Source organism: Janthinobacterium sp. GMG2, assembly GCF_033949445.1.
In the GTDB taxonomy this organism is placed as follows: Bacteria; Pseudomonadota; Gammaproteobacteria; order Burkholderiales; family Burkholderiaceae_D; genus Janthinobacterium; species Janthinobacterium aestuarii.
In genome coordinates, this window is sequence record NZ_JAXAWA010000006.1 from 244,523 (window position 1) to 260,528 (window position 16,006).

General features: G+C 65.3%; 15 protein-coding genes and 1 tRNA gene. 6 read left to right on the forward strand and 10 right to left on the reverse strand.

The features are described 5' to 3' along the window. Positions 1–6 precede the first annotated feature (6 nt). Positions 7–603, reverse strand: coding sequence for a tetratricopeptide repeat protein (locus SKZ59_RS21635; RefSeq protein ID WP_319992904.1), 597 nt, complete (start codon positions 601–603; stop codon positions 7–9). Between the two features lie 277 nt (positions 604–880). Between SKZ59_RS21635 and tssJ the strand changes: the two genes are divergently transcribed. From tssJ to icmH, 3 genes are read left to right on the forward strand one after another with little or no spacing between them, the layout of a single operon-like run. Then, positions 881–1,465, forward strand: coding sequence for a type VI secretion system lipoprotein TssJ (tssJ, locus tag SKZ59_RS21640; RefSeq protein WP_319992905.1), 585 nt, complete (start codon positions 881–883; stop codon positions 1,463–1,465). 37 nt (positions 1,466–1,502) lie between these two features. Continuing rightward, on the forward strand, positions 1,503–2,873 hold the full coding sequence (gene tssK, locus SKZ59_RS21645) for a type VI secretion system baseplate subunit TssK (protein WP_319992906.1): 1,371 nt from the start codon (positions 1,503–1,505) through the stop codon (positions 2,871–2,873). After that, positions 2,870–3,658: a type IVB secretion system protein IcmH/DotU gene (gene icmH / locus SKZ59_RS21650; RefSeq protein WP_319992907.1), complete on the forward strand. Its 789-nt coding sequence runs from the start codon at positions 2,870–2,872 to the stop codon at positions 3,656–3,658. Before tssK ends, icmH begins: the two co-directional genes overlap by 4 nt. Here the strand turns inward: icmH and SKZ59_RS21655 are convergent, their stop codons facing one another. From SKZ59_RS21655 to SKZ59_RS21670, 4 genes are all read right to left on the reverse strand, one after another. Further along, complete coding sequence (locus SKZ59_RS21655) at positions 3,659–4,438, reverse strand: OmpA family protein (RefSeq protein ID WP_319992908.1); 780 nt, start codon at positions 4,436–4,438, stop codon at positions 3,659–3,661. Positions 4,439–4,447: 9 nt separating this feature from the next. After that, positions 4,448–5,428, reverse strand: coding sequence for a type VI secretion system-associated protein TagF (tagF, locus tag SKZ59_RS21660; RefSeq protein ID WP_319992909.1), 981 nt, complete (start codon positions 5,426–5,428; stop codon positions 4,448–4,450). After that, a complete protein-coding gene (gene tssM, locus SKZ59_RS21665; protein ID WP_319992910.1) occupies positions 5,425–9,234 on the reverse strand; it encodes a type VI secretion system membrane subunit TssM in 3,810 nt (1,269 codons plus the stop codon). Before tssM ends, tagF begins: the two co-directional genes overlap by 4 nt. Positions 9,235–9,429: 195 nt before the next feature. Then, positions 9,430–10,269 (reverse strand): M15 family metallopeptidase, encoded by an 840-nt coding sequence (locus SKZ59_RS21670; protein ID WP_319992911.1) that lies wholly within the window; start codon positions 10,267–10,269, stop codon positions 9,430–9,432. Between the two features lie 139 nt (positions 10,270–10,408). Between SKZ59_RS21670 and SKZ59_RS21675 the strand changes: the two genes are divergently transcribed. Continuing rightward, positions 10,409–11,083, forward strand: coding sequence for a hypothetical protein (locus SKZ59_RS21675; RefSeq protein ID WP_319992912.1), 675 nt, complete (start codon positions 10,409–10,411; stop codon positions 11,081–11,083). A gap of 15 nt (positions 11,084–11,098) precedes the next feature. Here the strand turns inward: SKZ59_RS21675 and SKZ59_RS21680 are convergent, their stop codons facing one another. Together SKZ59_RS21680 and SKZ59_RS21685 are read right to left on the reverse strand one after the other, a co-directional pair. Beyond that, on the reverse strand, positions 11,099–11,476 hold the full coding sequence (locus SKZ59_RS21680) for a VOC family protein (protein WP_319992913.1): 378 nt from the start codon (positions 11,474–11,476) through the stop codon (positions 11,099–11,101). Next, positions 11,473–12,264, reverse strand: a complete 792-nt coding sequence (locus SKZ59_RS21685) for an alpha/beta fold hydrolase (RefSeq protein ID WP_070302263.1) — start codon at positions 12,262–12,264, stop codon at positions 11,473–11,475. The genes SKZ59_RS21680 and SKZ59_RS21685 overlap by 4 nt, the downstream gene beginning before the upstream one ends. Positions 12,265–12,604: 340 nt before the next feature. On the opposite strand from SKZ59_RS21685, the gene SKZ59_RS21690 reads away from it, so the two are divergent. Next, a complete protein-coding gene (locus SKZ59_RS21690; RefSeq protein WP_223278793.1) occupies positions 12,605–12,988 on the forward strand; it encodes a hypothetical protein in 384 nt (127 codons plus the stop codon). A 120-nt stretch (positions 12,989–13,108) separates the two neighbouring features. Here SKZ59_RS21690 and SKZ59_RS21695 read toward each other — a convergent pair. Then, positions 13,109–13,184 (reverse strand) — tRNA-Asn (locus SKZ59_RS21695). A gap of 259 nt (positions 13,185–13,443) precedes the next feature. Between SKZ59_RS21695 and SKZ59_RS21700 the strand changes: the two genes are divergently transcribed. After that, entirely contained in the window at positions 13,444–14,151 is a 708-nt protein-coding gene (locus SKZ59_RS21700) for a GntR family transcriptional regulator (RefSeq protein ID WP_070302264.1), read from the forward strand. Between the two features lie 68 nt (positions 14,152–14,219). On the opposite strand, the gene SKZ59_RS21705 is transcribed toward SKZ59_RS21700, so the two are convergent. Both SKZ59_RS21705 and SKZ59_RS21710 read right to left on the reverse strand, forming a co-directional pair. After that, positions 14,220–15,518 (reverse strand): NCS2 family permease, encoded by a 1,299-nt coding sequence (locus SKZ59_RS21705; protein WP_070302267.1) that lies wholly within the window; start codon positions 15,516–15,518, stop codon positions 14,220–14,222. A 68-nt stretch (positions 15,519–15,586) separates the two neighbouring features. Then, complete coding sequence (locus SKZ59_RS21710; protein WP_034750164.1) at positions 15,587–15,988, reverse strand: GtrA family protein; 402 nt, start codon at positions 15,986–15,988, stop codon at positions 15,587–15,589. Between the last annotated feature and the right edge of the window lie 18 nt (positions 15,989–16,006).

Here is a 16,006-nt window from a genome sequence, read left to right on the forward strand (position 1 = left end):
GCTCGCTTATTTCAGGCCGCTGAACGGGTCGGCCGTGCTGCCTGGCGCCGCCGCGCCCTTCGCCGCCGGCGAGCCGGAGCCGGATGTGGCTGCGCGCTTGCCGGCCGCTGGCGGGCGCTTGGCCGGCGGCACCAGCACGTCTTCGCCGATGCTCGCGCGCAGCAGCTTGGCCAGGTCCTGCGCTTCCGAACGCAGCGAGCCATTCAGATTGTTTTGCCGCGACAGGTCGGCCAGTGCCTTGCCGGACAGGCGCAAGCCGCTGACGGCGACAATGCTGTTGGCCACCTTGTCGTCCGGGTCGCGCTCCAGCGCTTCGAGCGCATGGCCAATGGCATCGCCGTACTGGCCGCGGTCGAACTTCATCTGCGCCATTTGCAGCCACGGCGCCTTGTCAGCCGGGTAGCTGGCCCCGCCGCGCTGAAGCAGGGTCATGGCGCGTTCGTACTGGCCGGCGCGCGCGGCCGCATCGGCCTCGCTCATCACTTGCGCCAGGGTCGGCGCGGCAGGTTTTTGGGGCGCCGGCTGGTCTGGCGTGGCACAGGCGGCCAGCAGCAAGGCGCTGGCGAGGCAGGCAATACGGGGCAAGATGCTGACTGGCTTCATCGGGCACTCCTTCACGTGGAGGACGCTACCGCTGGGAACGATGGGCGGCGCCTTGGTGGAGACTATTATTGACCGGCAACTTTTTTGCCAAATTGAGATTAATCAGCAAAGAAGAAGTTCCACATCACAGCCGCGTACAGCGCCATGAATCCTGATCTGGCGCAGTAATTGTCTTGATCGCAGGCCGATCTTGCGCCAACGCAAGCAGGCCGCCAGTGCATGCGTTTAAATGACTGCAACACTTTTATTTCCACCCTTCAATTTACAAAGGTCGCCCATGCCACCTGACGCCCTGGTCCGCCCAGCCCGCGCCACCGCGCTACTGCTGATGGCCTTGCTGCTGGCCGGCTGTGCGGGCGGCGCCATCGGTACACTGGCCAACGCGGCGCTGCAAATGGCCGGCGTGGCCAAGCCGCCGCCGGAACTGCCCGACGCGCAAAAGCCGCCGCGCAATGTCAGCATCCGCCTGCATGCGGCGCAGCGTCTCAACACGGATGCCGACGGCCGGCCGCTGGCGCTGGTGGCGCGCATCTACAAGCTGCGCCAGAGCGCCGCCTTCGAACAGGCGCCCTACGACAGCTTCCTCGACACGCAGCGCGAAAAGGCCGCGCTGGGCGCCGACCTGATGGAAGTGAAGGAAGTGCTGCTGGTACCGGGCCAGCGCTACGAAGTACAGGAAAAAGTCAACAAGGAAGCGTATTTCATCGGCGTAGTGGCCCTGTTCCGCGCGCCGGCAGCGCAGCGCTGGCGCGCCACCTTTGCCGCCGCCGATGCGGAACGCGGCGGCATCACCGTCGGCCTGCACGCCTGCGCGCTCAGCATCAGCGGGGTAGCCGCGCTGTCGGCCCCGCGCTGCCAGTAACACGAACAGACACGCCACACATTCAAGGAGAACCGAGATGGGCATGGCAGCGAAAGTCTTGTGGGGAGAAGGCCTGTTCCTGCGGCCGCAGCATTTCCAGCGCCAGGATCAATATCACGAAGCGCGCCTGCATCATACGGCCAGCGCGCTGCATCCCTACCTGTGGGGTGTGGCGCACATGGCGTGGGACCTGGCGGCGCTGAAGACGGGCACCCTGCGCCTGCAAGCGCTGTCGGCGATCTTCCGCGACGGCGAAGTGTTCGAATCGCTGGGCGACGGCGCGCCCGGCAGCGATACCCTGCCCCCGCCCGTGGACCTGGAAGCGCTGCCGCCGGCCGTGCAGGAAGTGACATATTACGCGGCGCTGCCCATCCTCAACCGCGAAGGCATGAATTACACGGTGCAGGCAGCAACGGCAGGCACGCCGGCCAGCACGCGCTTTGCGCACGCCATGCGCGCCACGCCCGACCTGTTCACGGAGTCCGCCGTGGCCGACGTGGCCTACCTGAAGAAAACCGTGCGCCTGATTCCCGACAGCGAAGCGCGCGGCTCCTACGACTGCCTGCCGCTGATCGCCCTGCGGCGCACGGTGTCGGGCGGCTTCGAACCCGTGCCCTCGTTCATGGCGCCCAGCCTGGCGATCGCCGGCGCGCCGCGCCTGCAGGGCGTGCTGGAACACCTGCTCGACGCCTTGCAGGCGAAAGTGAGCGCGCTGCACGGCCACCACCGCGAACCGAGCCGCAACGTGATCGAGTTCCGCTCGGGCGACGTGTCCTCGTTCTGGCTGCTGCACACGGTCAGCACGGCCGCCGCCGCCCTGATGCACTATGTGCGCCATCCGGCCCTGCATCCGGAGCGCCTGTACGAGGCGCTGCTGGGCCTGGCGGGCGGCCTGCTCAGCTACTCCAAGCATTACACCCTGGCCAGCCTGCCCGCCTACGACCACGCGCAGCCGGGCGCCTGTTTCGACGCCATCGACGCGATCATCCGCGAACTGCTCGACACCGTCATCTCGTCGAAGTATTTTTCCATCGCCCTGCTCGAGGACAAGCCGTCCTACTACCTGGGCAAGCTCGATTCGGGCAAGATCGACCAGCACACCACCTTGTACCTGGCGATTCGCGCCGCCATGCCCGCCATCGAACTGGTCGACGTAGTGCCGCTGCGCGTGAAAGTGGGCGCGCCCGACGACGTGGAAAAATGCGTGCTCACAGCCATGCCCGGCCTGAAGCTGTCGCATGCGCCGCAAGTGCCGGCCGCCATTCCCGTGCGCCCCGACACCTATTATTTTGCGATTGAAAACCGTGGCGTCCTGTATGAGCAGATGCTCAAGGCGCAGTCGATTTCCGTCTACGTGCCGGCCGGCATACGCGACCTGCAGCTGGAACTGATCGCGGTAACGGCATGAGCCAGCTCATCGAACGGCGCGCGGCACCCTCCCTGCTGGGACAACGCGGTTCCGCCCCCGGTGGCACGGCCAGCCGGCATGCCGGCAGCGCCCTGCTGGACCTGATGCACGAAGGCTTTTATATGCTGTTCATGCTGAAGCACGGTTCGGCGCCTGGCGACGAGCAAAGCTTCATGGACCGCATCACGGCCTTCCTCGACGACTTCGAGCGCGAAGCGAAAAAAATCCGCGCCGATGGCGACGATATCGAGGCGGCCAAGTATGCGTTCTGCGCGGCCGTCGATGAAATCATCCTGGCCTCGCCTTTCGCCCTGCGCAAACAGTGGGAGCGGCGCCCGCTGCAGCTGCTGATCTTTGGCGACCAGCTGGCCGGCGAACACTTCTTCGACCGCCTCGACGCCCTGCGCGGCAAGGGCGCCATGCGCGTGCAGGCGCTGCAGGTCTTCCACATGTGTTTATTGCTGGGATTCCAGGGTAAATATGCGATCGACGGCGGCGAAAAAATCAGCTACCTGACAGCGCGCCTGGGCGACGAGATCGCCCACATCAAGGGCCAGAGCCGTGGCTTCGCGCCGCGCGCGGAACGCCCCGACCAGGTGGTCAACAAGCGCGGCAGCGACGTGCCGCTGTGGGCGCTGTCGAGCTTTTTCGCCCTGCTGGCCATCTGCGCCTACCTGGGCCTGAAAACGCATCTGACGCGCGGCACGCAAACGACCCTGGCCGCGTATGCAGACCTGGTCAAGCTGGCGCCACGGCCGGCCCACCTGACAATCACACTACCCTGATCACTGTGCGATCCTGAACTCGATGCGCCGGTTTCTCGCCCGGCCATCGGCCGTGGCGTTGCTGGCCACGGGGCGGTCCGGCCCCTGGCCCGACACCAGCACCGAATCGGCCGCGACGCCCTTGCTGGCCAGGTAGGCGCGCACGGCTTCGGCGCGCGCTTGGCTCAGCGCCACGTTGCTGGCGCGCAGGCCCGTGTCGTCCGTGTGGCCGATCACATCCACCTTGCGTCCGCGCAGCTTGAGCATGACGGCCGCCATCTCGTCGAGGATGGCCAGGCCTGCCGGCGTGATGGTGGCCTTGCCGCTGTCGAATTCGATGATGCGTTTATCGAGCGCCGCATCGAGCAAGCCCTGCTCGGCCTCGGCCGCCTTGACCCGCAAGCCGTTGTTGACGATGTAGGTGGGATTGAGGCTGGTGGCGATGTCGCTGGCGATCTGCTGGCGCTGCGCCTCGTTCGCCACTTCGCCGCGCACGCTGACGTTGTTGCCGTCGACGGTGATCTGCCCCCGTGAAATGAGCTTCAGGTTCGGCGCGATCAGCTTGTGCACGTAGGCGTTCCAGTTGGCCGGCACGGCCACGTTGCCGATGGCGATCTGGTCGACCACGCGCTCGGCGCCGTACAGTTCGCGCAGACGGGCCAGCACGGCCGCCTTGGCCGCCTCGTCGGCCAGGGTACCCGTGACGAGGATCTGGCCCGGCATCGGCGTCTGGGGTGCTTGCGCTTGCGCGCGGCAGGGAACGGCCGCGGCAAGCAGCAGGAAAATGGCATACGATTTCATCGCGGTCCTTCAGGCAAAGGTGTCGGCAAACATGGCGCAGGCCGAGCGCAGCGACAGCTGCTCCTGCTGCAGGCAGGCTGAAAACTGGCGCAGCGCCGCGTCGTGTCCCAGCTGCTCCTCGACCCAGTCCAGCTGGTCGAAGACGATCAGCCGTTCGCTGCCGGCCTGCGGGTCGATCAGCGCGCGCAAGCCATCCGGGTCGGCGCCGCAAAAACCGACCACCAGCACGGGCGCCTCGTCGAGGTGGGAAAAAAACAGCGCCAGTTCGAAATCGGCCAGACGCAGGAAAGGCGCGATCAGGTGCAGCCAGAAGCTGGCCACCAGTTCGCGCAGCTGCGCGTCTTGCGGCAGCGGCAGCACCAGGCTTTTCTCCAGGCGCGGCAAGCCGCTCTGGCGCACCGGCCGCAGCAGCAGGCCCAGGCCCAGCAGCAGTTCGCGCACCGTCACGGGGAACGCGGGCGACGCCAGCATCGCTTGCAGGCCATGCACGGTCTGCGCCTGCAGGAAGTCAGCCAGCCGCTCCGCATGGCACGCTGCGGCCGGTTCGACTTCCACCACGTTGCCGGCCAGCGCCAGCAGCGCCGGCCCCGGTTCGGCGCTGGCCACGATGCCCTGCGACAACTGCTCCACGCGCTGCCACAGGGGCGCGAGCGCCAGCGGGCTGCAAGCGACAAAGGCCTCGGCGTCATCGACTTCGAGCGCGCCCATGGCCATGAAGGGAAAGCGCCGCAGCGACTGGTCGTTGCTCGCTTCCAGGCGCCCGGCGATGGCGCGCCGGCTGCGCGTGCCGACGAAGGCAAAGCGCAGCGGCGGCAGGGCGTCGTAATTGAGCTTCCAGCGCGGTTCCACCGTCAGCGCGGTCATGACCTGCGCCAGCCAGTCGTCGAGCAGCTGCACCAGCGCGTGATTGTCGCAAGCCTTGATGAAATCGCCGCGCGCGGAGATCTTGCCAAAATAGCCGAGGCGCACCTGCTGCGCCACGCGCATCATGGCGCCACCCCGGTCGCCGCAACTGCGGCCATGACCGGCGCGGGAACGCCCGGCATGCCGACGATGGTCTCGGGCAGTTGCATGCCGCGAAAGCCCTGCTCCTGCACCGCCGTGGCAGATCCGGCGCCTGTCGTCTCGGCGCTGCTGGTGATCTTCAGGTCGACCGCCACGGCCACCTCGCCGCGCGTCCAGCGCAGTTCGAACACGCCGCCATCCTTGCGCTTCTTGGCCGCCGCGTCGATCATGCGCTTCAAGCCGAATTGCCCCGGTTCGTTGAACAGTTCCACCGTGCGCCCGTCGAACGTGACGGCCGTGATGCGCGCGCCTTGCTGGCCCGCCGCGCCCTGCGGACCCGGATGCACCATATTCGTCCACTGCGCCGGGGTATTGCGGTAGCGCAGCTGCTGGCCGTCAATCTCCACCGTGTATTCCAGGGTGCCCGGCGCGGGCGACGGCTGGATCTGGAACACGGTTTGCGCCGCCGTCGAGGTGGCCGCCACGCCGCCAGCGCCCAGCGGCGCGATCCAGCCGGGGAAGCGCGCCACCACCTGCGGCGCCAGGCTGATGCCCATGTCGGCCCAGGTGCGCGGCGCCAACACGTCGCCGCGCCGCACCACCAAGGGGCCCATGGATGTGGTGACGAATTTCGCCACCAGGCCTTCGGGGCCGAAGAACTGGCCGATCTCCAGGTTGCTCGCCTCGATGCGCGCCGTAGGCGCAAACGGATATTTATTGGCCAGCGATTTCTGGAATGGTTCATACACCTGCGCCGCCCAGGTCTTGTTGATATCGAGTTCGGCCGGCGCGACGATGACGGCAAAGGTCTGCATCAGCGGGCGCACGAGAATCGGGCGTATCGCCTGCTTTTGCGCGTCGCTCATCCCCGTGAGCACCTGCTCGTCGACCAGCTTCAGGGCATCGGCCAGCTCGGAGCCGCTACCCTCCAGCGTCTGCTGCATGAACTGGCGCGCGCCAGGCCCCGCATCGCCCTGGTTCTTCAGCTGGTTCAAACGGCTGCGCAGTTTCGACAGCGCTTCCAGGTAGGCGCGCATCAGCGAGGCATTGTTGTCCCTGGCCGCCACCAGTTTGCCCACGCCGGCAAATTCGCGCCCCACGGGACCCATCGGCTTATCCAGGCGGGCCGGGTCGAGCTGCGCAGTGAGGCCGGGATTGGCCGTCAGCTGCGATGGCGCGCGGCGCAGCACGGTTTCCTTGAACCAGGCGATGATGCCCCGCTCGGCCTTGCGCAGTTGCGCATTTTGCAGGGCCGGATTGTCCCACGAGGTTTCCTCGTAAATGGTCGTCAGCAGCTTGGCGATCGGCGACGACTGCGGATCGCCCAGGCGGTTCATCGCCTGCACGGCGCCGTCAAAACCTTTCAGGTCGGCGACGGCGACGCCCTGCACGAATTTCTGCCACTCGCGCGCATAGTCGGCCTTGTACATGGCCACCAGGTTTTTCTCGATCTGCTCCGGACTACCCTCCAGGGTCAGGTCGTCGGTGGAGGCACTTTTCAGCACCCAGTCGGCGCTTTGCAGCTCGCGGTTGGCGGCGTCGCGAAACGCGCCCTCGACGAACTTTTCCCACGCCTGGCGCGTAAAGGCGCCGGAGACGGCGTAACTGCCCGCCAGCAGCGCCTGATCCTGCTCGCCGACGATGCGCGCCACCGTCATGCCGGGAAAACGCGTCGAGGCGCGCGCCTTGACGTCGGCATACACGCGCTCGCGCGCCGGCATGCCGCGCACCACGCGGCGCAGGTTCTCGCGTGCCTGGTCGACCAGCGCCAGCTTCTGCTCGATGCGCGGCCAGGACGGGTCGCCGATCTGTGCCAGGTAAAACGTCAGCAGCCGTTCGGCGCTGCGTATCATCTGTTCGCGCGGCATGGCGCCCCGGTTGCCCTCCAGCCAGGCGCGCCAGAAACGCGTCATCTGGTCGTTCAGGTGACTGCTTTCCGCATGCGATTTATCGGCCAGCATCAGATAGGTTTTCAGCGCGTTGTAGGCGTCTTCCACATTCGTCGCGCTGGCCGCCTGGTACTGGACATTGCGTGGCGCGGAGGATGCGGCGGCTGGCGTCTGCGGCGTGCGCGCCGTGGGCTGCAGCTGGTCGGCGCTGGCGTTCATCTCGAACAGCAAGGCTTCCAGCGCGCCCGCCACGGGGGTCAGCATGACCTGGCACGCGCCGGCGAAATATTCCTCGCGCAGCTTGCGTTCAAGCAGTTCGCCCTGATACAGGCCCAGACGCAATGACCACGGCCGTTGCGTGCGGTACGCTTCCAGTTGCTCGATGCGGTCCTGCAATATTTCAAGCGCTTCCAGGCGCGACTGCAAGTCCAGGCGCCGCTCCTGCAGTTTCACCACTTTATTTAAATCGGCCTCGACATTGGCCACCAGTTGCCGGTTGCCCAGGTAGGACCAGCTCCAGCCGCCCAGGCAGGCGCCCAGCGACACGGTGGCGGCAAAGAACACGGCATATTTGAAGCGCAGCCTGGCGCGGTTGGCATAGTTGGCCACCAGGTGCTTGTCGGCAAAAATCACCTTGCGGAACAGCTCCAGCAGGAAATAGCCATGCTGGCGTGCACCCGTGGGCAGCACGGCCGGGGCCGGCGCAAAGGCCAGGTCAAAACGGCGCGCCACCTGCTGCGAGGACGCGCTGACGGGCTCGCCTTCCTGCAGCGCGCTGGTAAAGTAAAAGCCGCGGAACACGGGCTGGAACTGGAACGGGTTTTCCTCGAACAAGGTGGCAATAAAAGCGCGCAGGGCCGGCTTGATGGCGGCAAACTCCAGCGGAAAGGTGAACACGCCGGGCGCCATCGTCTTGCGTTGCCGGTGCGCCATATTGGCCAGGCTCAGCTCCGTCAAGCCATCGTGCAATTCATCGAAACTCTGATCGAAAAACGCCAGCAAGTCGGCCGTCGGCAGCTTGCGCTGGTAGGGCATGGTGGCGCCCCAGACGCGCTCACGCTCGCTGCGTTCGGCATCGGCGAAAAACTCCGTGAAGCCGGCGATCAGATCCGCCTTGGTAAACACGATGTACAGGGGCGCGAACACTTCCAGGCGTTCGATGACGTCTTGCACGCGCTTGCGCAGGCTGCGCGCCAGTTGCATGCCGACATCAGGATCGCCTTTCAATTCGTCGATGCTGACGGCGATGAGGATGCCGTTGACGGGCGCCTTGCGCCGGTATTTTTTCAGCAGGTCGAGAAAGCCGAACCACTCGCCGCGGTGCTCGTCGACGACGGAGTAGCGCCCCGCCGTGTCGAGCACGATGCCGTCCGTCGTGAAAAACCAGTCGCAGTTGCGCGTGCCGCCCACGCCTTGCACGATCTTGCCGTCGGCGAAGGGGAACTGCAGGCCAGAATGCAGGATGGCGCTGCTCTTGCCGGCGGCAGGATTGCCGATGATCATGTACCACGGCAATTCGTACAGGGCGGCGGCGCCCGACTTGAGGCCCAGCTTGGATGTCTTGATGGTCTCGATGGCGGCCAGCATGCCCGAGCGCACGGCGCCGAGCTCGCCCTGCTGCGTGCTGCCGGCCGTGGAGGCCGAGGCCGCCTGCGCGGCGGCGATCTCGGCCTCATTGAGGATGGCCTGGCCCAGCGCCAGGGCATCGCGCCGCGCACGGCGCCGGCGCCACAGCCACAGGCCCAGCCAGATGGCAAAGGCCAGCAGCAGCAAGACCAGCGCCCAGACCAGCGCCACTTCCAGCACCTCGGCGCCCAGGTACAGGAACACGGCCAGCGCCACGAAGCCGAGGATGGTCAGTTGGCGGCTGTCGGTGAGGAAATGCCAGAGTCGTCGCAGCATGATAAGCCCAGGGTGAGGTCGCAAAGCAAGGCGGATTCGGCCCATGCTGACAGCAATGCGGCGCGGCTTTGTTGACATACGACAAGTATCTGGCGCCAGCGCTCGGCAGGCACCGGCAGGTCATTGACGCTGCGCAATCAAGCTTGCAGCGGTGAAATTCGGGGCCGTATGCGGCGCTAGAATGGCTGGCGCGGCTTACTTGCCCAGCACGCGCGGTTGCGGCAATTCCGTGTGGCCAAAATCCATCATGGTCCAGCGTCCGCCCCAGCGCAGGCCCACCGATTCGGCCGTCACGCCATATAAACGGTAGCCGCGCATGGCCCAGGCATTTTTTTCAGAAATGATGAGCTTTCCTTCATGCATGAATGCGCAATCGGCCGCCAGGCCATACTGGTGATAGCTTTGAAATGCCCTCGCGTTCGTCACGTTCGGGCCGGCCGCCGCCAATTGATCCTGGCGCGCGGGGCTGCGGTAGCCTTCCAGCAAGACCATGTCGTATCCATGCACGTCTTTCATGATCTTGAAGACCAGCAGCAGACGCTGCGCGAAATCGTGGTCGAGCAATTGCCAGTTGCGGCTGGCGCCGCCCAGCAGCGGGCGCAGCTGCGTTACTTCCGCCGTGGAAAACAGCAGCGGCGGCAAGGTCGGTGGCGGCACCAGCTGCTCGCCCTTCAGCAAGTCACTGACCTGGTCATTAATGACGTGTTGCTGGTCGGCATAACCGCGCAGGGCGATGCGGTCGCTGGACAGCCAGGCCAGCAGCGGCGGCACGATGACCAGCACGCTGCCTGCCAGACTCAGCCAGCGATGCCGCCACAGCAGCTGCCAGGCGCGCGCCATGCCCGAGCCCGTGTGTTGCTGCACGCGCTGCCACTGCGCCCCGCCGCCCCGCTGCAACCCATGTGCACGCCGCTGCATGCGCCAGCCCAGGTTGACGAGCGTGTGCAGCACGATGGCGCGGCCGCCGGGAAACAGCAGCAGCCAGCAGGCAAGACAGGCGAGCAGAAAATACATCAGGACCAGGGCGACGAACATGGGGCGCTCCGTGACGGGAATCGGCGGGGCCGGGCAATCCATTGCTCGGCGGTATCGCTAGATCGTAGGCGTGCGCGGCCCGCATGGGCGCGGTTTACATCAAGGTCAGTTGAATTTGATCCACTGCGGAGGTGATATTTTGTCTTTACTGAAAACCGGGGATGGCCAGGCGCGCGGTCCTGACCTGCTGAGCAAGGCCGGCGCGGCTGGCGCGCGCATCGAAGGCAAGGGCATCCTGTCGCAGCTCGAGCACGGCGCCGCCGCGCCTGTGGCCAAGCCAGCCCTGCGCTGGCGCCCCGGCTGGCGGCACGGAGCCGCTGGCGCGCTGTGCCTGGCGGTGCTGATCACGGCCGTGCTCGCCTACGACACGGACGTCCCGCCGCTGCCGCCGGCGCCCGCCATTGCCATGGCGGCGCCCGCAATACCGGCGCCAACGGTGCCGCAATACCCGGCGCCCCCGGTGCAGGCCGCCACTATCGTCAATACGGCGGGGCCGCCCTTGCCCGAGGTGGCAGCAGTGAGCGCGCCACGCAAGGTGCTAGCGCCCGTGCGCCAGGCGGCCGCCCGCCCACAAGGCGCGAAGCCGGCTGCCGCGCCCGGCGACAGCGACGTCGCCTTGCTGACGGCGATGGTGGCCCATGCGCACCGGCAAGCAGGCACGGCAGTGCCCGTGCGCGACGTGGTGCTGCGCAAACAGGACGAGGAAACGGCGGAACTGTTGCAGCGCTGTCAGCAGCTGGGCCTGATCGAAGGCATGCTGTGCCGTTCGCGCATCTGCTCGGGCCGCTGGGACAACGATCCCGCCTGCCATTGAGCGTCGGGGTGAACCTCAGGCGCGCTCGGACACTTCGATCAGATTGCGGTCCGGGTCGCGCAGATACACGGAGCGGATGGGCCAGTTGGCGCCCGTGCGGGCCACCGGCCCTTCCTCGATGGCAATCCCCAGCGCCGCCAGGTGGGCGATGAACACGTCGAGCGGGACGGCGGCGATGAAGCACAGGTCCAGCGCGCCGGGCGTGGGCAAATCCGCCTTGGGCAGAAATTCCTTGCCGGCCTCATGCAGATTGATCTTTTGCGCGCCAAACTTGAAGGCCTGGCGGCCGGCGCCAAACGTTTCGAGCCGCATGCCCAGCACACGCGTATAGAAATCGATGCAGGCAGCCTTGTCGCGGGTGGTCAATACCAGGTGATCGAGGTGGTCTATCATGCGTGTCTCGGATGAGTGGCCGCGTCCATGCGGCCCTGCAAAAAGCCTTCCATCAGCGCCAGCAATGCCTGTGGCTGCTCCTGGTGCGGCGTATGGCCGCACTGCTCGACCATGGCGGGCATGGCGTTGAGCGCCTGCGCCACGATGGTGTCGACCTGGGCCGCGCTGCCGTACTGGTCCTCGCTGCCCTGCACCACCAGCGCCGGACATTCAACGGAAGGCAGCAGATACTCGATGTTCCAGAACTGGAAGCCATAGCTGAGCCAGGTGTCCGACCAGGCCTTGAAAATCGTTTCCGTCTTGTCGCCATGGTATTTCGCCAGCGCGCGCAACTTGCCCGCGCCGAATGCCGCGTCCGCCTCGCGTATGCCATCGAGCGTGATGCCTTCGACAAACACATGCGCCGCCTCGGTGATGATGCCGCGCAAGCGCGGCGGCTGCTGCGCCGCATAGATCAGGGCGATGCTGCCACCATCGGAGTGGCCGACGAGAAAATGGTCCTGTCCCGGCAGCAGTGCCGCCAGCACTTGCGGCAGCTCGCACAGCGCGTAGTCGTGCAGATAATGGAGCTGGCGGCGCGCCGCCAGCGGCGACGACTGCCCATAGCCGTGGCGGTCGTACAACAAGCCGCGGCAGCCCGTCGCCTGGCATAGCTGCGCAGGAAAATCTTTCCACATCGCACAGCAACCGAGCCCCTCATGCAGGAATACCAGGCAGGGCTTGGCGGGGTCGCCTTCGATCAGTTCGTAATAGATATCGGTTTCGGCACTCAGGTTCAATATCGGCATGGGCTAGGCTCGCAACGGGTTCCGTATCGGCAGGTCGGCTGGGCCTATTGTGCCATTGTCCTGCACGGCACGCGTGGCGCCCCCGTAAAAATAGCCTGCAGGAAAAGTTCTTGCCGCTTGCCTGCAAGGTGTTTGCGCCAGCACAAGCGAGCGCCGCTTTTCCAGCGGCCCAGCGCGCTTTCTACCCCTGTGTATGCCTAGAATGAATTACTCCAACAGCATGGAGCAGGCGGCTACCTTATCAGCCCGGACGTGACACTGGCCGTCACGGCAACACAGATAGGGCGTCTTGCCGCACAACGACAGGCGCGGTGTCCAAACTATCGATGAGGAGTACATCATGGAAATGAAAGTAGAAAATCACACGGGCAGCAACCTGGCCCCGGAAACCACCGACCTGCCGCTGGAGCAGGACGGCCAGGCCTCGCAAGACGCGGCCGCACAGGACCTGAACCTGAGCGCCGCCGCCTTCACCACCTACTACACGTGGACAGCCAATGGCGTGCATCCTTCGGTCAACTTCGCCAACGCCAACGTGAAGGCCAATTCGCGCGTATTGCTCAACATCAGCGAATATGGCGCCACTCCCCAGAACCGCTTCATCGGCTCAGCCCGCATGGCCGTGTACAACATCGCGCCATATAACGGCGGCTTCCGTGCCTGGGTGGATATCTCGTGGGGCAGCCCGCTGAAGGTGCGTTTCGACGTGTTTGTGGATCCCTGATCAGGGAACACCGCGCGTGCCGTTGATGCGCTGAAGCGGTGGCTAGCGTGAACGGAAAACCATGCGCGCATGACAAAAAAGGCCACGTGTTGCCACGTGGCCTTTTGCTGCTGCTTGTTCTGGCTCCCCGACCTGGACTCGAACCAGGGACCTGCGGATTAACAGTCCGTCGCTCTACCAACTGAGCTATCAGGGAAAGGAGGCCGAATTATATACGTCAAAATTTCCCATGTCCAGTTGTTGCTGCATGGCCAGCAAAACTGGCCGCCAGGGAGCAAGCCTCGCCGGCTGGCTGCGCCCGTCTGCGTGGCGCCACGCAAGATAGTAGAATAGCCAGGCCTTGCCGACACGCAAGGCGCACAACGGCATGCCGGCAGCGGAGCGTCGACCACGCCCCCGCGCAGACATGCGCTTGCAAGGCGCACCTTGCCCCTGGCTTACTGCTCTCACCCGACATGACAGAATCAAGCGCAACACTGGTGGACAATCCCGGCAGCGGCGACAGCTCGGCGGACATTGCCGCGCATATGGCGGCCGCCATCGTGGCACGCCAATTGCCACCCGGCACGCGGCTGCGCGAAGAGGCGCTGTGCCGGCTGTACGGCGTCAGCCGCACCAAGATCCGCGCCGCCCTGCTCATCCTCTCCAAAGACAAACTCATACGCATGGTGCCCGACAAGGGCGCCTTCGTCAGCCAGCCGACCGAAGCGGAGGCGCGCGACATCTTTGCCGCCCGGCGCATCATCGAGGCGGCACTGGCGCGCGAATTCGTTGCGCGGGCCAAGCCTGCCGACTACAGGATGCTCGAGCGCCACCTGAAAGCGGAACGCCAGGCGCTGGCCCAGGCGACGCCGCTGCGCTCGCAACTGCTGGGCGACTTCCACGTCTTGCTGGCCGATATCGCCGGCAACGCCGTGCTGCGCGACATCGTGCGCGAACTGGTGGGCCGCAGTTCGCTCATCACCATGCTGTACCAGTCGGGCCATGATGCCGCCTGCTCGTGCGACGAGCACGGCCGCTTTCTCGAGGCGGCGCGCAGCGGCGACGCGGACCTGGCGGCGCGCCTGATGGTCGAGCATTTGGCGCACGTGGAAGCGGCCCTGCGCTTCGACGGCAGCGCCGGCGAGGCCAAAAAAGACCTGGTCGCGGCGCTGCTGATGTAGGCTGCGCCATCAAAAAAGGCCGCCGGTGCGGATGCACGGGCGGCCCTGTCATTGCGGCGGCAAACCCGCTATTCGCCCAAGTAGATAAACTTGAACAGGAAGATGGCGGCGATGATGTAAGCCACTACGGACACCTGCTTGCCCTTGCCCGTCAGCAGTTTCAATACGGCATAGGTGATGAAGCCGAAGGCGACGCCGCTGGCCACGGAATACGTAAATGGCATCATCAGCGCCGTGATGGCGGCCGGAATGCTTTCCGTGCTGTCATCCCAGTCGATGAAAGTCAATTCGCGCAACATCAAACAAGCCACGTACAGCAACGCGGGCGCCGTCGCGTACGGCGGCACCGTGTGCGCCAGCGGAGCGAAGAACAGGCTGCCCAGGAACAGCAGCGCGACAGCCACGGCCGTCAAGCCCGTGCGTCCGCCCGCTTGCACGCCAGCAGCGCTTTCCACGAAGGCCGTCGTGCTCGACGTGCCCAGGCAAGCGCCGGCGGCAATGGCCGTGCTGTCGGCCAGCAAGGCCTTGTTCATGCGTTCCATCTTGCCGTCTTTCAGCAGACCGGCACGGTTGGCCACGCCCATCAGGGTGCCCGTCGCATCGAACAGTTCGACCAGGAAAAACACCAGCACCACGTTGACGATGCCGATCGACAGCGCGCCCATGATGTCGAGCTTGAACAAGGTCGGCTCGATGGCCGGTGGCGCCGAGACGATGCCGTTGAACTGGTTGCCGCCAAAGAAGAAACTGGCAATCGTGATGGCGAGGATGCCGATCAGGATGGCGCCCGGCACTTTCAGGCGGTCCAGCGCGACGATGATGAAAAAGCCGAGGATGGCCAGGATGGGCGCCGCCTGGTGCAAATCACCCAGCGCGATGATGGTGGCCGGGTTCGACACCACCACGCCAGCGCTTTTCAGGGAAATGATGGCCAGGAACAAGCCGATACCCACGGTGATCGCCGTGCGCAGCGCGGGCGGGATGCTGTTGATGATCATCTCGCGCACCTTGAACAGGCTGACCAGGATGAACAGGCAGCCGGAAATAAAAACGGCGCCCAGCGCCACTTCCCAGCTCATGCCCATGCCCTTGACCACCGTGTACGAGAAATACGCATTCAAGCCCATGCCCGGCGCCAGCGCGATCGGGTAGTTCGCGTACAGTCCCATGATCAGGGTGCCGATGGCGGCCGCCAGGCAGGTGGCGACAAAGACGGAATCCTTCGGCATGCCCGCGTCGCCGAGGATGGACGGGTTGACGAAGATGATGTAGGCCATCGTCAGGAACGTGGTCAGGCCGGCCAGCAGCTCCGTGCGCACATTGGTCCCGTTGTCCTTCAGTTTGAAATAGCGTTCCAGGAACTGCATGATTAACCCCTTGTTTTGGTGAAACCGCGCGCCAGGTCTTGGCCTAGCGCATTTTTTCTTGCAACTATTTACTTGGTCGCTGCGCCAGCCGGTTTGAAGGCCCACCAGCGGCTGCCCGCAAAATTCCAGACCAGCCCGATGCCCGTCGCCAGCACCTGCGCCAGCCAGTAATACCAGCCCAGCTGGTGTACCAGCAGCCACATCAGGCCCGTATTGATGCACCAGCCGATGCCCAGCAAGGTGAAATATTTGCTGGCCGCCTCGCCATGGCCCTTGTCGCTTTTAAACGTGAAAAAGTAATTGAGAAGGTAGTTGACGACGGAACCGAGGATGTAGCCGATGCCGGACGCGGCGGCGGCGCTGATGCCGGCCCATTCCACGCCGCCCCACAGCACGCTGTATTGCACGGCCGTGCCGGAAGCGCCGACGGCGGCGAAACGTAGAAATTGGTGATGCAGGGAATGGGACATTGTCAATTTTCAAATAGG

What these genes read in the sequence shown, in the direction of transcription:
- SKZ59_RS21635 (WP_319992904.1), bottom strand. Translation starts at nt 603, where the DNA reads ATGAAGCCAGTCAGCATCTTGCCCCGTATTGCCTGCCTCGCCAGCGCC.
- tssJ (WP_319992905.1), top strand. Translation starts at nt 881, where the DNA reads ATGCCACCTGACGCCCTGGTCCGCCCAGCCCGCGCCACCGCGCTACTG.
- tssK (WP_319992906.1), top strand. Translation starts at nt 1,503, where the DNA reads ATGGGCATGGCAGCGAAAGTCTTGTGGGGAGAAGGCCTGTTCCTGCGG.
- icmH (WP_319992907.1), top strand. Translation starts at nt 2,870, where the DNA reads ATGAGCCAGCTCATCGAACGGCGCGCGGCACCCTCCCTGCTGGGACAA.
- SKZ59_RS21655 (WP_319992908.1), bottom strand. Translation starts at nt 4,438, where the DNA reads ATGAAATCGTATGCCATTTTCCTGCTGCTTGCCGCGGCCGTTCCCTGC.
- tagF (WP_319992909.1), bottom strand. Translation starts at nt 5,428, where the DNA reads ATGATGCGCGTGGCGCAGCAGGTGCGCCTCGGCTATTTTGGCAAGATC.
- tssM (WP_319992910.1), bottom strand. Translation starts at nt 9,234, where the DNA reads ATGCTGCGACGACTCTGGCATTTCCTCACCGACAGCCGCCAACTGACC.
- SKZ59_RS21670 (WP_319992911.1), bottom strand. Translation starts at nt 10,269, where the DNA reads ATGTTCGTCGCCCTGGTCCTGATGTATTTTCTGCTCGCCTGTCTTGCC.
- SKZ59_RS21680 (WP_319992913.1), bottom strand. Translation starts at nt 11,476, where the DNA reads ATGATAGACCACCTCGATCACCTGGTATTGACCACCCGCGACAAGGCT.
- SKZ59_RS21685 (WP_070302263.1), bottom strand. Translation starts at nt 12,264, where the DNA reads ATGCCGATATTGAACCTGAGTGCCGAAACCGATATCTATTACGAACTG.
- SKZ59_RS21690 (WP_223278793.1), top strand. Translation starts at nt 12,605, where the DNA reads ATGGAAATGAAAGTAGAAAATCACACGGGCAGCAACCTGGCCCCGGAA.
- SKZ59_RS21700 (WP_070302264.1), top strand. Translation starts at nt 13,444, where the DNA reads ATGACAGAATCAAGCGCAACACTGGTGGACAATCCCGGCAGCGGCGAC.
- SKZ59_RS21705 (WP_070302267.1), bottom strand. Translation starts at nt 15,518, where the DNA reads ATGCAGTTCCTGGAACGCTATTTCAAACTGAAGGACAACGGGACCAAT.
- SKZ59_RS21710 (WP_034750164.1), bottom strand. Translation starts at nt 15,988, where the DNA reads ATGTCCCATTCCCTGCATCACCAATTTCTACGTTTCGCCGCCGTCGGC.